The organism is Seonamhaeicola sp. ABD4_340, assembly GCF_056312135.1.
The window spans coordinates 1,642,504-1,658,445 of sequence record NZ_CM149981.1 but is presented as its reverse complement, the minus strand read 5'-3'; the positions used below and the strand labels follow the sequence as shown (position 1 = coordinate 1,658,445).

The 15,942-nt window shown below is 33.3% G+C and carries 9 protein-coding genes; all 9 read right to left on the bottom strand.

Features of this window, described 5'->3' with window-relative positions; genetic code table 11:
* Positions 1-54: 54 nt before the first annotated feature.
* On the bottom strand, positions 55-432 hold the full coding sequence (locus ACYX4H_RS07145) for a VanZ family protein (RefSeq protein WP_476238514.1): 378 nt from the start codon (positions 430-432) through the stop codon (positions 55-57).
* The gene (gene gcvH, locus ACYX4H_RS07140; protein ID WP_476238513.1) at positions 425-805 is read right to left on the bottom strand and encodes a glycine cleavage system protein GcvH; all 381 of its coding nucleotides are present in this window, start codon (positions 803-805) and stop codon (positions 425-427) included. The genes ACYX4H_RS07145 and gcvH overlap by 8 nt, the downstream gene beginning before the upstream one ends.
* A 67-nt stretch (positions 806-872) precedes the next feature.
* On the bottom strand, positions 873-8,129 hold the full coding sequence (gene sov, locus ACYX4H_RS07135) for a T9SS outer membrane translocon Sov/SprA (protein WP_476238511.1): 7,257 nt from the start codon (positions 8,127-8,129) through the stop codon (positions 873-875).
* 7 nt (positions 8,130-8,136) lie between these two features.
* Positions 8,137-8,718 (bottom strand): Holliday junction branch migration protein RuvA, encoded by a 582-nt coding sequence (gene ruvA / locus ACYX4H_RS07130; RefSeq protein WP_475294725.1) that lies wholly within the window; start codon positions 8,716-8,718, stop codon positions 8,137-8,139.
* 47 nt (positions 8,719-8,765) lie between these two features.
* A complete protein-coding gene (locus ACYX4H_RS07125) occupies positions 8,766-11,063 on the bottom strand; it encodes an NADP-dependent malic enzyme (RefSeq protein WP_476238510.1) in 2,298 nt (765 codons plus the stop codon).
* Positions 11,064-11,676: 613 nt separating this feature from the next.
* On the bottom strand, positions 11,677-13,257 hold the full coding sequence (gtfA, locus tag ACYX4H_RS07120; protein ID WP_476238509.1) for a sucrose phosphorylase: 1,581 nt from the start codon (positions 13,255-13,257) through the stop codon (positions 11,677-11,679).
* A gap of 23 nt (positions 13,258-13,280) precedes the next feature.
* The gene (locus tag ACYX4H_RS07115) at positions 13,281-14,213 is read right to left on the bottom strand and encodes a carbohydrate kinase family protein (RefSeq protein WP_476238508.1); all 933 of its coding nucleotides are present in this window, start codon (positions 14,211-14,213) and stop codon (positions 13,281-13,283) included.
* A 36-nt stretch (positions 14,214-14,249) separates the two neighbouring features.
* Positions 14,250-15,545, bottom strand: a complete 1,296-nt coding sequence (locus tag ACYX4H_RS07110) for an MFS transporter (protein WP_475294729.1) — start codon at positions 15,543-15,545, stop codon at positions 14,250-14,252.
* Entirely contained in the window at positions 15,542-15,913 is a 372-nt protein-coding gene (locus tag ACYX4H_RS07105) for a glutaredoxin family protein (protein ID WP_476238507.1), read from the bottom strand. The genes ACYX4H_RS07110 and ACYX4H_RS07105 overlap by 4 nt, the downstream gene beginning before the upstream one ends.
* Positions 15,914-15,942: the final 29 nt, after the last annotated feature.

Sequence of the window (15,942 nt, the reverse complement as noted above, 5' to 3'; positions counted from 1 at the left end):
ATTCGTTTATCAAGGTTGCTAAAATAACTATTTATTTACCAAAAAAGCAAGTGTTTATAAATTTTTAATGTGTAAACTTTTAGTAAACCAAATTGCTGTTGTTGCTAATAGTGCCCCAAGTGTATTTGCTAGGGCATCATAAACATCTAATGCTCTGTACGCTGTTAATGTTTTTTGTAATACTTCAATAATTATACCAAATATTACAGCAAATATTGCGGCATACGTAATTGATGTTTTAAACTTTAGTTTGAAATTTAAAAACAAGCTGTAAAACCATAATGTTGTTAAAACGGCATAAGCCCCAAAATGAAATATTTTATCGGCAAATGATATGTTTACTTCTGGTAAATTATTTAGCCGCATTAAGCTTACCGCTATTAAAAAAGCGGTGTAACAAATGGTTACTGCTAGTATTGCTTTTTTAAGCACCAATTAATGCTTTGTAATCATTGGCAGACATAAGGTTTTCTGCTTCTGAAAGGTTTGAGCATTTTACTTTTATCATCCAACCATCTCCGTAAGGATCTGAATTTACTTTTTCGGGTTCATCTTCTAAAGATTCATTGAATTCTGTAATTTCACCTGATAGTGGTAAAAATAAATCAGATACTGTTTTTACGGCTTCAACAGTTCCAAAAACTTCATCGGCCTCTAATGTTTCATCAAGTGTTTCAACTTCAACATATACAATATCACCCAATTCGCTTTGTGCAAAATCTGTTATTCCTATGGTTGCTACATCGCCTTCAAGCTTAACCCACTCGTGGTCTTTGGTGTATTTTAATTCTGATGGTATATTCATGGTATGACTTAATTATTTGTTCTTCACAAATGTATTTAATTAAGCATATAATTCAAACACTTAATTACTAATTTCCAAAATTGTAACGTATGGTTAAACCAGACCTGATGGTTGTTTGCGGAAATGCGGTTGATATTGCATATTCAGAGAACGCATAATCAAAATAAAATATACCTGTTAGGTTTTTACTAAACGCGTAATCTGCGGTGTATTTTAATGCCCAAATAGTTTGGCCTGAGGTTACTTGATTGTTTTCTAAATCTAAATACCTAATAATGGTTTTATTATCGCGCACAGATATGTCTGCTTTCATATTTAAATCGCTTACCACACGTTTTTTAGGGCCTGCTAGGTTTGATTTTATGCGTAAATCTTTTATTCTGTAACCCAAACCTAACGTGTATTCATTGCCTTGCACCTCAGTTAACAAATTATTATCAAAACTTAATGACAACATGCGGTCTTTGGCTATTTCTAATAATACTTTTACCGAGTTTTTCATTTCAAAATCTATACGCGCCAACGGACTAAAAGATTCTGTTAAGTTAACACCACCAAACAAACGCTGGTTTTTGTAATTACCAGATTGATCTAAAGCTTGTTGTGGCTGGCTTGCATAAGCTACTCCGGGTATTGGTGCTTCGTTATCATTTGGGTTTGTGTTTAAATTTAAGTTGGTATTAAATTGGTTTATTGTATATGCTGAACGATACCCGTGTGTTAATGAAAAACGTTTAAAATGTTTTTTAAACCATTTAAATTTCATGAAACCAGAATATTTTAAATCCCAGTTTGGTATTGGCATATCTCTAAAAGCACTGGTTTTAACTTTACTTGCATCTTGCCCCGTATAAGCGGCTAAAAATGCTGGCAATAATACTTTTTGATTGTTTTTACCAAAACCTAGTGGGTAACCATCGGTATCTCTACCATATGCAACACCAGGGCCGTAAAACTTTTCGGCTAAACGCTCTGCAATTTCAAGTCTATTAGCTCTAAATGTATTAAAGGTTTCTGATGTTATTTCATCACTGGTATTAAATGCTGTTTTAATTAAAACTGTAGAAATATTATAATTACCAAATGTGTTTGGTGTTAATGATTGGTATTGTAAATTACCTAGAACGTTATTTACTCTAAAATTTTCAGTGTAATTTTCATAGTATGTTCTGTTTCCAACTAAATCTATTTTTAAATCTTTTACAGGCTCTAAACTTGCCGAAATATCTAATTGTTTGGTATGTGTTGCGGTGTATTGTTGGTTAAACTCATCAAATAAGGTTAGCCATCCTTTTCTGGCTGCTAAATGCCTAACATCACTTTGGCTTCCAAATGTAAACCCTAATGTTGGCCTTAATGTACCAATAAAACCTGGTGTTTGTGTATAACCTGGTAAAAAAGTACCGTTGTTTTCAGAGTACCTTATTTGCATACGCTTTATGCTGGTTAAAATATCTACGCCAGCATTTAAAAGTTTAGTTACCGACTGGTTTTTGGCTTTTGGTTTTGGCTTTTTCTTAGCGTTTGTAGGGCTTGGAGGTGTACCACCTGGAGTTGTTCTGCTGCGTACGCGCCTAATTGGTTTTTTTACTAAACCAATATAACGGTAAAATTTATTCATATCTAACGATGCATTAATATCATGCACATTAGAATTTTGAATAGTATGTACATCTTCACCAATAACTTCGCCATATAAATCAGATCCTTTTTGCCATTGAAAGTTACCTGTGTATTGGTATGTAGCATCAATAAAACTAAGTGTTGGTATTTTATTTATTGGTAATTGATAAGTTATACCTAAGTTTTGACTTTGCCTGTTTGGATCACCCACATCAAATAAACCGTCCCAAACATCAAGCGTTTCATCTTGTTCGCCTCTTATTAAATTGTCATCCTTAAAATAGTTTCTAACTATATTATTGTTGGCTGCGGTGAAGTTTAACTGTAAAGCATCAGTTAAATTATAGTTTAATGTATATTGAAAATCGAAGGTATAGTTTCTTCGGAATAATTCTTCAACACCAATATTACCTCCGGTTAAGTCTACCTCCCTAAATTTTTGTCTGTTAAATTGCCTGTTTATATCTGTATTAACAGAAAAACTTGATGGTAATAAGTTAAAATTGAAATCTTTTAACAACTTCCAGTATTTACCGGTAAATAGAGAATCATTCTTTTTAAATGGTTCAATTTTTATTGGGTTGAAATTGAATGCGTAATTAGCACCAACTCTTACCGTTTTATTTACAGAGTTTTCTATTTCAAAATCCCTATGTTCAACCTTGTTGTATGAATAATTAAGCGTTAAGTTTTCAACGTCATAAAAACGTGGGGTTTTATCGGTTGTTCGGGTTTTTCTAACACCAATAAAGTTGATACTTTGCCGTTTTGTATAATCTTCAGATTGTTGTTTTATAGTTTCTTTTTCTTCTTCAGAATTTGCTGCATCTAATCTAGACTCTAAAGTTAAATCTTTATAAAACTGATCGTACTTAGGTGTTATTAACTCTTCGCTTTGCGCATAATTAAATGGTACTTGAATACCCCACTTTTTTGGTAACAATTGCCCAAGCTGTACATTAGTTACCACATCATATTGTTTTACATCTTCTAAAGCACGCTGGCTTGGTCCTTGCTCTATAGACCCAAAACCAGAAGTACTTTGCCTACCGGTGGCACTAACATTTGCAAAGTCTGCAATGTTTGAATCCATGCTTACTACAGCAGCCCAACCACCTTCGTTATCCATATCAGATAAACGTAACTCATTAAACCAAACCTCGGCACAAACATCATTTCGTGGAGTAGCATTTTTTACACCAACCATAAGTGTTCTTACATCACCAAAATTTGGGTTTCCTTTTATACCAATTCTGTGTTGGCCAGCCACATAACCTGTAAATGGGTTTGACACCTCAACTAAACCACCATTAACTACATCATAAAACGTAGGGTCTTCATTGCTTAGCGTAGCATTTGAAATACCTAGTGCTTTTGCTTGCCCCAATAAATCTATGGGTAAATTTATTTCATTTGCCTCTGGCCACAACCCTTCTCTGGTGGTAGAGGTTGACACTTCTAAAGGAATTTCTATTTGGTAGTAGTTATCATTTAAATCGTTACCAATTCTAATAAAACCAACTACTTCATTACTACTTAAGCTTTGGCCTTCTTGCGCTTCGGCATGTAAAAACATACGCAAACGTTTAAATTGGCGCATATCTACATTTATGTTTTTAAAAACACCTCTGGCATCTTGAGTTTCTAAATTACAAACATTTACAACTAACGATTGTTCATTTTGCTCAACTACTGTATTATTATTAAAAAGCTCTTCAGGCTCTATACCTGGTGGCCTTTCATAACTTCCTTCGTTTTCTAAAGTACCAATAACGCCCACAGAAAAATCGGTTTGAGGGTCATCAGGCGACGGGTCATTTTTATCAAGTGCCAATGTGTAACGCCTCCAATCACTTCTTACCAAATCTAAAGTACCAAAACGAAACACTGTTGGCTGTTCAAACTCTTTTAAATACATACGCACAAAGCGTACCGACCTTAAATCACTAATACCGCCTACAGATTTAACGTGACTACCTTCTACAGGTACGCGTAATAAATACCATCTTACATTTTCTGTATTTCCGTTTGGTAAATTACGTGGTGTAACTTTAAAATCTCTAATAAACTCCCTAATTGGGTTTGTTATAGGTAAATTATCAAATTCTGATTGATTTTCGGGTAAATTTTCGGGTGTAATATCTAACTCATACTCAAAATAACTATCAATGGTATTCATTGTGTTATCGCGGTTAATATCCTCAACATCTGGTTGTGTATTGGCGGCTCTTTGCGTATCAGAAAACGTATCGGGCGTATTGCCTTCAACACCATTATAGCGTTTGTATCTATCAAAAATATTACCTGTTGTATCTAGAAAATAGTTGTAATTATCATTTGCAGGATCATCTAAAGCTGCATAATTAGGGTTTAAATTTTCTCTAGTTACAAAGTCTCTTTCGGCATTATCACTATAACCATCATAACCAACATCTTGGTTTGTACGTTGTTCTCCGGTAGTATCAAATGCATAAATTAACGATTGATTTTGAGGCGTTACCGTTCCCCAATCTGTGGTTGGTAGAAGGCTAATATCGCCATCTTTTGGTAAGCCGTTTTCGTATAATTTCTTACCATCTTTTATTATATCTTCAGAAATATTACCTAAGTTAAAAACTAATTTTCCTCCTGAGTTTGCGGGGTTTTCTTGAAATGGATCTTGTAACCAAAACTCTATATACTCAACATTTTGTTGCTCAAAATCTGTTGATGTTAATTGGCGCGTAATACCTGCCCAACTTTGGTTTGGGTTATCAATAATTCCATCGGCTGCCGATGGTTCAAAATTATAAGGCCCACGCTCTTGCGGGTAATATGCTAAATCTAGTGTGAAAAGCACCGAGTTTTGCCCCTGTACTAAATCTCTATCTGGAAACAACTCATTTATAAAAACTCTACTGGTGTAAAGTGATGATAAATCGTTATCATTTATACCATCAGGACGTCTTGTACTGTAAAAAATAGGGTCTATGGTGTACCAGTTTAACATGGCTCTACCAAAACCGTTTTCAACGCCTGGGTTGTCATTACCTGGAGAATTAGTTAAATCTAAAGGCCTACTTGATAAAAACCAAGACTGTTGCGATCTTAAATCTATGGCATTTTGGGTGCCTTCAAAATCATCAATATACGATGTAGCTTCGCCATTTAAATTAGTTCCTTTGGGTGAACCTGGTGCTAAATATGCAAATTCACCTCTTAATGACAGGTTAGATTCTGCATCGGTATCAATATTAGGTAATTTATTTACTAAACGTGTTAAAAGCGGCACTTTTGTGGCATAGTTACCGTTAATACCAAAAATGGTATTGTTAATAGGCTCTGTACCGTAATTTGCTTTTTGAGTTATTGGGCGTTCATTTAGGTTTAAAAGTGTAGCACCTAAAAGAAAATCTTCATTAAATTTATGTTCAATATTTAAACCTGTAAAACGGCGTGTTTGCTGCCCAAATACGGCATTGTTTTCTGTTGAAACTTCAATAGGCGTGTTTGATGCTTTTAAAGCTTCATCTAAAATTTGAACGCGCCCTAATTGATAATTCACCGTATAATCTACGCCTTCAACCAACAATCTTCCTCCTGCAGTTACCCTAACCGAACCTCTTGGTACGTTAAATGCACCCAAGGGAATACCATCACTTCCGGCAGATTTATAGCGCCCTTTTAGTTTGAATTTATTTTTTTCAATTTCATCTAAGGCAGCTGTTTTGGTTTGTTTATAAAGAATATCATAAACATATTTTTGCTGATCTGCGTTATAATCTGCATCATTGTTATAATCACCACCACCTAACACATTAAATAAGTATTCACCAAATGGTTCGGCACTGGTAAAAATAATTTTTCCACCTTCGGGAATTACGGTTATGCCTGGATAGAAATCAAAGAACCCATCACCTTTTGCCTGTGGGTCATTATTAAAATTCAACTTATCTAAATTAAAAACTCTAAGTAATGGTACGTTTTGAAGTTTATTGTCTTCGGGCGTTGAACCATTAACAGTATTACCGTTAATATCTAACTCAAAGTCTCCGCCAACTGGTGTAATAAAGTTTAATGGCGATGCTTCGTTATAAAAAATATTTAATGTAAAATCATCTTGACTTAAGTTATAAGCACCTGTATCATAAATGTTTTTCATCATTAAATTCCAAACAGGTTCATTTACATTTGTTATACTACTTTTTAAAAGTTTTAATACCAAACTTGTATTTACAACATTGGTTACCTGCCCATTATTGTTTGTTTCAACATTAGTAGCATCAACACCATCATTAGCAAATTCACCCACTTGGTATACTTGCCCACCAACAGTATATTGAAATGCTACGGCTAAAACCTCATCATTATTTAAACGCTGATTTAATGAAATGTAACCCAATTGTGAGTTTAATGTGTACTCTTGTTGTGTTAACTTACGGGCGTTTTCAAGCTTAGCATAATCAAAACCTTCTCTAACATTTGAAACCGTAATACCAGATTGTACAGTGGCAATATCTCTAACTGCTTGTGTTAATTGAGAACCTGTACCACCTATATTTTCTGGATTGAATGCATTATTAGCATTATCTGGAAAAGCGTCTGGTGAAGCAAATATATTTACTGCCGAACCTATTTTTCTTGGGTCATTACTAGCTTCACCTAAATCTTGAAGCGCTACAATGTTTCTAACATTTTCTGTTCTATTACTGCGGTTTGTTATCCAAACTTCAATTCTTGTAATTTGAAGTCCTTTATTATTTATAAACGGATAACTTTTTAATGAGGTATCATACGTATCCTTAAAATACTGTGCTAAATAAAAGTGTCGGTTTTCATCATAATCTCTAATAAAAAGTTCAAACTCCTCAACAGTTCCGCCACCTTGAGCTACAACGGTATTTGCTTGAGATTTTTGTTCAGAAAACACACCAGTTACTGTTGTTTTTCCAAACTGTAATTGTGTTTTTACACCAAATAAACTTTGTGCGCCCGTTATTAATGAACTGTTTAAGGGCATACTTACGTTACCAACTTCTATTTTTTGAATGATATCATCTTCGGTTGGTGTGTATTCTAATTTTATTAGGTTTTGAAAATCAAACGATGCCTGCGTATCATAATTAGCATTTACTTGTAACCTAGTACCAACTTTTCCTTGTAGACTTAAATTGATACGTTGATCAAAATCAAAGGTGAAATTGCTTCGGTTTCTTGGTGAAAATGCAGGATTGTCTTGTCTTGAAAACAGAATTCCTAAATCCATTTCAACAGAACCTTGGGGAATAATTTCAATTGAATTACCACCAAAAATACTTTCAAACAAACCAGATTTTACATAAAACTCTGGTAATAAGTTTTTTTGGCCTTCTTCGTCATCTTTATTTCCGCTAAAGGCATCAATTTTTTCTTGGTAGTATGATTTTATGCTTTGTTTAGCAACTAAATCATAATACTCTTTTGTTGTTAGTATTACTGGGTATTTAACATTGAAGCCACCTATTTTTTCAGTATAAATATACCTGTTTGTAACAGGGTCATAGGTGTATTTAGACTCAATGCTATTAGGGTTTGGTGATTTTATTGTACCTAAACTAAAGCCTGTTTTTACAGAGTCTTGTGGTATTTGTTGAGACCAAACAACTACACTGCAAAGCAGCATAAAAGCTAATAGTGTAGATTGTTTTACAGATTTATAAAATTTGAGGTTGGTTGTGTTCAAAATACTTTTATAAATTTTTTAAGGCCTGTTTTATAATGGTTTCAACATTGGCATCTGGCTCAGACGCTACAATTTTATCAACCACACGTTCTGCCTGTTTTTTGGCAAACCCAAGCACTTCTAAAGCAGATAACGCTTCATCTTTGTTGGTATTGCCTTGGGCAACAGAAACTTCATCAATATCGTAAATCTTTAATATTTTATCTTTTAAATCTATAATTACCCGTTGTGCTGTTTTAGCGCCAATACCTTTTATAGACTGAATTAAAGCCACATCATTACCTGCAATACCTTCGCGTACCTGTTTTGGTGTTAATGATGATAGCATGGTACGCGCCGTACTAGCCCCAATACCACTAACCGATATTAAAAGCCTAAAAATTTCGCGTTCAGCTAGAGATGAAAACCCAAAAAGTGTGTGCGCATCTTCTCTAACTTGAAGATGCGTATAAAGCTTAAGCTGTTCGTTATCTGGAATTTGAGAGTAGGTGTGTAAAGAAATATTTATCATGTAACCTACTCCGTTACAATCTATAACAACATGGGTTGGATTTTTTTCAGTAAGTTTTCCTTGAATGTGCGTTATCATGTATGTACCCTTAACTCACCAAATGTAATAAAATTATTGGCATTAAATTATTTCTTAAGTGCATTTTCCTTTTCGTACTTTTCTTTTTGTTGTGCATCAATAACAGCAATAGCCGTCATGTTTACAATTTCATCTACATTGGCACCCAATTGTAAAATATGTACTGGTTTGCGCATACCCATCATTATTGGCCCAATAGAATCTGCTTCATTTAACTGCTTTAATAACTTATAGGTGATATTTGCCGAATCTAAATTTGGAAAAATTAAAGCGTTTACTTTTTTACCTACTAATTTTGAAAACGGGAATTTTTCTTTTAGCATTTCATCATTTAGAGCAAAATCGGTTTGTAATTCACCATCAACCACCATATCTGGATAATAACGATGTAAATATGATACAGCTTCTCTAACTTTTGATGCTTTATCGTTATCTGAAGACCCAAAGTTTGAATAACTAACCATGGCCATTACCGGATTTAAACCAAACAACGAAATAACTTTTGATGTCATTTGAGCAATTTTAGCTAAATCTTTTGATGATGGGTCAATATTGATAGAGGTGTCACTTAAAAACAGAGGCCCTCTTTTAGTCATCATTAAATTGGTAGTAGCTATTTTTGAAACTCCAGGCGCCATACCAATAAGCTCTAGCATAGGTTTTACAACTGTTGGATAACTACGTGAATACCCTGATATTAAACCATCGGCGTCACCTTCATTTACCATCATAGCTGCAAAGTAGTTGCGCTCTCGCATTAAACGTTGTGCTGAGTAATAGGTTACACCTCTACGTTTACGCTGCTCCCAATATACTTTTGCGTATTTGTTTTTTCGGGGATTTTCTTCTTCGGTTTTAGGGTCTATAATTTCAATGTCAGCATCAAATTCAATAGATTCCATTAACTCTTCAATAGCTTCTTTTCTTCCTAATAAAATAGGAATTGCAATACCTTCTTCATGAGCAATTTGTGCTGCTTTTAAAACATCTAATTGGTCTGCTTCTGCAAAAATAATACGTTTGGGGTTTAATTTAGCGCGGTTTAAAAGGAGTCTTACTAGCTTATTATCTGAGCCTAATCTTTCGTATAATGTATCTTGATATTTTACCCAATCTTTTATTGGTTTTTTAGCCACACCAGACTCTATAGCAGCTTTAGCTACTGCTGGAGGTACTTCGGCAATTAAGCGCGGATCAAAAGGTTTTGGAATTATATAATCTCTACCAAAGGTTAGTTTGGTTTCGCCATAAGCAATGTTTACTTGCTCTGGCACTGGTTCTTTGGCTAATCTTGCTAGCGCCTTAACTGCAGCCATTTTCATTTCTTCGTTTATGGCAGTTGCTCTAACATCTAGAGCGCCTCTAAAAATAAACGGAAACCCTAAAACGTTATTTACTTGGTTAGGATGATCACTACGGCCAGTAGCCATAATTATATCATCACGCGTGTCTATGGCTAAATCGTATTTAATTTCAGGATCTGGATTTGCCATGGCAAAAACTATAGGATCTTTTGCCATTGAAAGTAACATATTTGGTGTTACAATATTTGCCATTGAAAGCCCAATAAACACATCGGCATCTTGCATAGCTTCATCAAGCGTATCAATTTTTCTATGGGTAGCAAATTCTGCTTTTTCTGGAGTTAAATTATCTCTATCATTTCTAATAACACCTTTACTATCAAGCATTACCATATTTTCCTTTTTAGCACCACAGGCTTGGTATAATCTTGAACATGAAATGGCTGCTGCACCCGCTCCACTAATAACTATTTTGGCGTCTTCAATATTTTTTTCAGTAAGTTCAATAGCGTTTAATAATGCTGCCGCAGATATTATGGCTGTACCATGTTGATCGTCATGCATTACAGGTATATCTAGTTCTTCTTTTAAGCGACGCTCAATTTCAAACGCTTCAGGTGCCTTAATATCTTCTAAATTTATACCTCCAAATGTTGGTGCTATATTTTTTACTGTTTTAATAAACTCATCAACATTTTCAGTATCAACTTCAATATCAAAAACATCAATATCTGCAAAAATTTTAAATAACAAACCTTTACCTTCCATTACTGGTTTAGAGGCTTCAGGACCTATATTACCTAACCCTAATACAGCTGTTCCATTTGAAATTACAGCTACTAAATTACCTTTTGATGTGTAACGGTAAACATTATCAACATCTTTATCAATTTCTAAACAAGGCTCTGCAACTCCTGGTGAATATGCTAAAGATAAATCTCTTTGGCTTGCATATTTTTTTGTTGGTACTACCTTAATTTTACCAGGTGTTGGTTTTGCGTGATATATAAGTGCTTCTCTACGTTTACTTTCTTCGCTCATGGTGTGTATGTTTTTCTTCTCTTTTTAATGAGAATAGTATGTTTTAACTAAAAGTTTAATTTGATACTAAAGTATGTTTTTAGAACTTCAAATATAAGAATACTAAAAACGTAACCATGCAATGTTTAAATATTATTAATAGCTTTTTAAACAAACAACATAATTACTTAAAAATAACGGCAAGTATTGATTTAACAGTGGTTTTTTAATTGTTTTTTAAAGAATTTAACAAGCTTTGAAAGTTGCCTTAATGTAAATTTAATGTTAACAAATTGTAAATTAAAAGTAAATTTAGTAATTTTACTAAAAATTAATAGCCCCATGAAATTAAAGAACAACATAAACAGACTGAAAAAAAAGATATCATACGAGTATTGGATTTTAACTATTAAATTAAAATTATACGCTATAAAATATAGGCGAGCATTAGAAATGCCCTATGCTTGAAAGAGGTGTTTTTAAACTATATTTTATTTTAGAAAATTAATATTTAGAGTAAAAAAACAATTTTGACAAAGCATTAATTTGCAATTCAATTATATTTTAAAAGGTTTACTAGTAACCTAATTAATTATTCGATTACTAGTAAACCTTTTATGATAGTATTTATTGTTTAAAAATGAAGTGTACGTTTGTCTACTCCTTTTTTAATGATTATATGGAATGAAAGACTTTTAATGTTTGCTTTTAATTGTGCAAATTCATCATTATTAGTCCAAATTATATCAATAATATGAGCTTCAGATTTATTAATTTTAATATCTCCAGAAAAAGCTTTACTAGTATTACGTAAACGCATTAATTCTAATTGTTTCAAAACCACATTTTGTTTTAAGCCAGACTCAATTTCTGTTAGAGACAATGTAGTACGGTTAATTTCTTTATGACCACCGCTTCCTGCGTTATCGGCAGCTTCATAATCGTTTTTCCCTGCAAATAAATCGAGATACCATACTTGAGGAATTCCAGGAACAAACATTTGAATAGCTCTTGCTAGCAACAGCTTTTTTTCATCTTCACCTAACGCACTAAAAAATGTGGCATTAACCTGATAATATGATATTTTTTTACCATCTGGCCCGTAAAGATTTTTTACACGACCACCGCGGCCTATTACCGTTTCCATAATAGCATCAATCTCGCTATCATTTAAAAGGCCTTGATTGTAAACACCATCAATTTCCTTACCTTTTAAATCGAGTACAGGAATACCATCGTGACACCCAAGCATGTTTACAGTTTTATAACCTTTTGCAACAATCTCGTTAATCCATTTATACAAGGCTTTATTGCTTGCGGTTTCTAATGTATGAATCATTAATCCCGGCAAGAAAAAATCGTAAATTTGATAGCCTTCATTAGCCACCTCATCATGAAGATTCACACCATATTCGGCATGAATTTCTGGCAACAACTTTAAATTATTTTTATCGGCAATTTGTTTTATGCGCTCCAAATATTGCCAAGTTCCTGGTTTATTAAAAAAGTTAGTTTCTCCTACTTCTTTATGCAAATAAGCAAAAGCATCTAACCTTAATATTTTACAACCGTATTGTTTTAACTTAGCTAAAGTTTCTTCATAAAATTCCCAAACCAATTCCGATTTGGCATTTACATCCATTTGCCCTAAATAACTTCGTTCTTTAGTTTCTGAATCTTCTATTATTTGCTGATAAAAAGTGTTCCAATAAGGTTGTTCGCTACCATCAGAGAACGGCACTTTTAAAATTGGAAGACCCGATTTTCTCATAAAAAGTTTATCGAGATATTCGGGATTTGGTTTTATAACGCCATCGCTATTTAATTCGCCATAACCCTCCCAAAAGGTATTCCAGTTTATAAAAAAATCTTTGTATTTAGAAGCATTACCATGTGCTAACAAATCTTTGAATTGCGGCGAAGCTACAGATAAATGATTTAGAACAATATCGAATTTTAGCATGATATTGAGCGCATCTAAATCTTTTAAATCGGCTTCTGAAACCAAGTCTTTATTAATATTATAATCGATTATTGAAAACCCTCGATCTAAATCGCTATTAAAAAAAGTTGGCAACACATAAAACAGCGAAAAAACATCTTTAAATTCAGGTTTTTTAAGCATTGAAATGATATCGCTTAAATTTTCGCCAATACTATCTGGATAAGCGTTAAGCATAACGCCATTAGGAATAGAATTTTTAGTTGAGCTCATAATAATTATATGTTGAGACTATTTTATAAAAGTTTTGAAACTATGTTAATATTATCGGGCAACCTTCCTACATTTTGAAGCTTTAGCGCTGCCAATTTTAAAGCAACTTCTAAGCATTCAGTTACAGGTTTTTCATTAATATACGCAAACAAAAATCCAGACCAAAAAGCATCACCAGCACCTGTTGCATCCATCACTTTTTCAATTTTTATAGCAGGCATTTTTATGAGTTCTTTTCCTTTTTGCGACAAAACAACACCTTTACTGCCTAAGGTTAAACACACCGTATCAACACCTTGATTATGAAAAAATTCGAAAATTTCTTCGTGAGGCAACTCTTTTTCAAAAAGTCGCAACATATCATCTTCGCTAACTTTTACCAAAGGATTAAATTTGCAATATGCTTTTATTACCGACAAAGCTTCATCTCTACTTTCCCAGAGTTTTCTGGCATAGTTTACATCAATACTAAGTTTACACCCTAAATTATAAGCCTCTTCGGCTTTTTTAATTATGGTGTCTTGGGCTGGTTTTTTACTTAACGCAAAACAGGTTGTGTGATATATTTTTGTTTTTTTAAGGGTTTCAGAAGTTATTTGATCTTCTGTTATTTTATAATCGGTATCACGAAATGGCAAGAAATCTGGCGTACCTTCCGATCGGGACACAAAAATGACACTTGTTGCATTTCTTTCCAATTGTTTAATAAAATTAACATTAACACCAACACCTTTTAAGCGCTTAAAAACATACTCACCAAATCCATCTTGCCCAACAGTAGCTACTAAAGCAGCGTTTAAACCCAATCGAGCCATATTCATGGCTACATTAGTTGGCGATCCGCCAAGGTATCGATGATAGTCTCTAGTTTCGTTTATTAAAACACCAGGTTGATGCCCAATAAAATCGACCAAAACTTCGCCAACACACAAAATATCTATATTATTATTTTCCATTGAAAATTATATCTGTAAAATTCTGTTTATCTAATTTTAACCTACCTTTTTACTTTTTATAAAAAGCGTACACAACGCACTTATTACAAGTAATACTCCTGCAAAAGTTATAGCGTTTCTAGGGTCGTTATTTAGGAAGTTTTTAAGAATAAAGCCGAAAGAAAGCGTTTGAAGAATCATTGGTATTACAATCATCATATTTATAATACCCATGTAAACACCGTAACGTTCTTTTGGAATATCAGACACAACCATTAAGTAAGGAATCCCCATCATACTTGCCCAACCAATACCAAACCCTGTAATGGCAAAAAATAGTAGGTTTTTGTTTTCTATATGCGGAAAGGCTAAAAACCCAATAGCTGCAATAATTAAACAAAATGCATGTACTTTTTTAGCACTAAACTTTTTTGCAAAACCAACCAATGCAAATGCCACTAAAAATGTTACAACATTATACCAACCATTTACTAAACCTGTCCATCCTACGGCTTCACTATAAGCCTCAGTATTTTCTGGTGTAGCATTCCACACTGAAAGCGCCACACTTTTTGAAGAATTTTGCCAATAACAAAATAACGCATACCACTGAAACAAATATACCAAAGCCAACTGCCACATTACTTTAGGCATATCTTTTATGGCAGAAAATATTTCTAGAATGGGTTCAAAAACACCTTGTTTTTCTTTTATTTTAGCTAGTTCTTCATCAGTGGGCGGAATTTCTTTTGTTTTACTTATACTCCATAATATAGAAGCTATTGAACAAAAAGCTCCTAAAAAAAATGACGCATAGACCCATGTTGGTAAAGCACCCGTTTTACCTATAAATATTAAGGGAAAAATAAACAATGAAAGATTTGCTAATACCTGCCCAAAACCTGTAAAAAAGCTTTGCATTTGAAAGCCTAAAGGTTGTTGTTCTTCATCTAAATTATCTGCAATGAGTGCTCTATATGGCTCCATAGCAGTGTTATTTCCGGCATCTAAAATCCATAATAATCCAGCAGCCATCCATAAAGAACTACTGTAAGGAAATGCAAATAGAGTTAAACTACATAAAATAGCACCAATTAAAAAAAAGGGTTTGCGTCTTCCAAACTTTGGGCTCCATGTTTTATCACTTAAAGCGCCTATAATTGGCTGTACCAACAAACCTGTTACAGGACCCGCTAAATGTAGTATAGGTATTTGATCTGGGCTAGCTCCTAAAAAATCATAAATAGGTGTTACAGCACTTTGTTGTAAACCAAAGCTATATTGAATGCCAAAAAACCCAACATTCATATTTAGTATTTGCCAAAAAGACAATTTTGGTTTAGCCATTTTCATTTTTCTTTGGTTTTAGAAATTAGTTGGTTTAAAAAGCCTTTAAAATTTGCTACATCATCATTCATTATTATTTCTCTATCAATTACAACAACTGGTAATGACACCGTATTTAAAGATATATTTGCTTGTTGTAATTTTAATATCATTTCTTTTTCTTTAGTTAAATTTTTATCAACATCAAAATAAGTAAAAGCTACTTTGTGTTCTTTTAAGAAAGCTTTAGTATCAGTACAATAATGGCAAGTATCAGCTCCATAAATTACTACTTCATTCTTTGTGGTTTGATTATTACTTATTTTTTTAACTGCAACAAAACTTAAGGAAACATATCCTAATATTGCTAAAAACAAAACAAAACGCTTTTTCATGACACTTATTTTTTTGTAAAAAAGGGGTG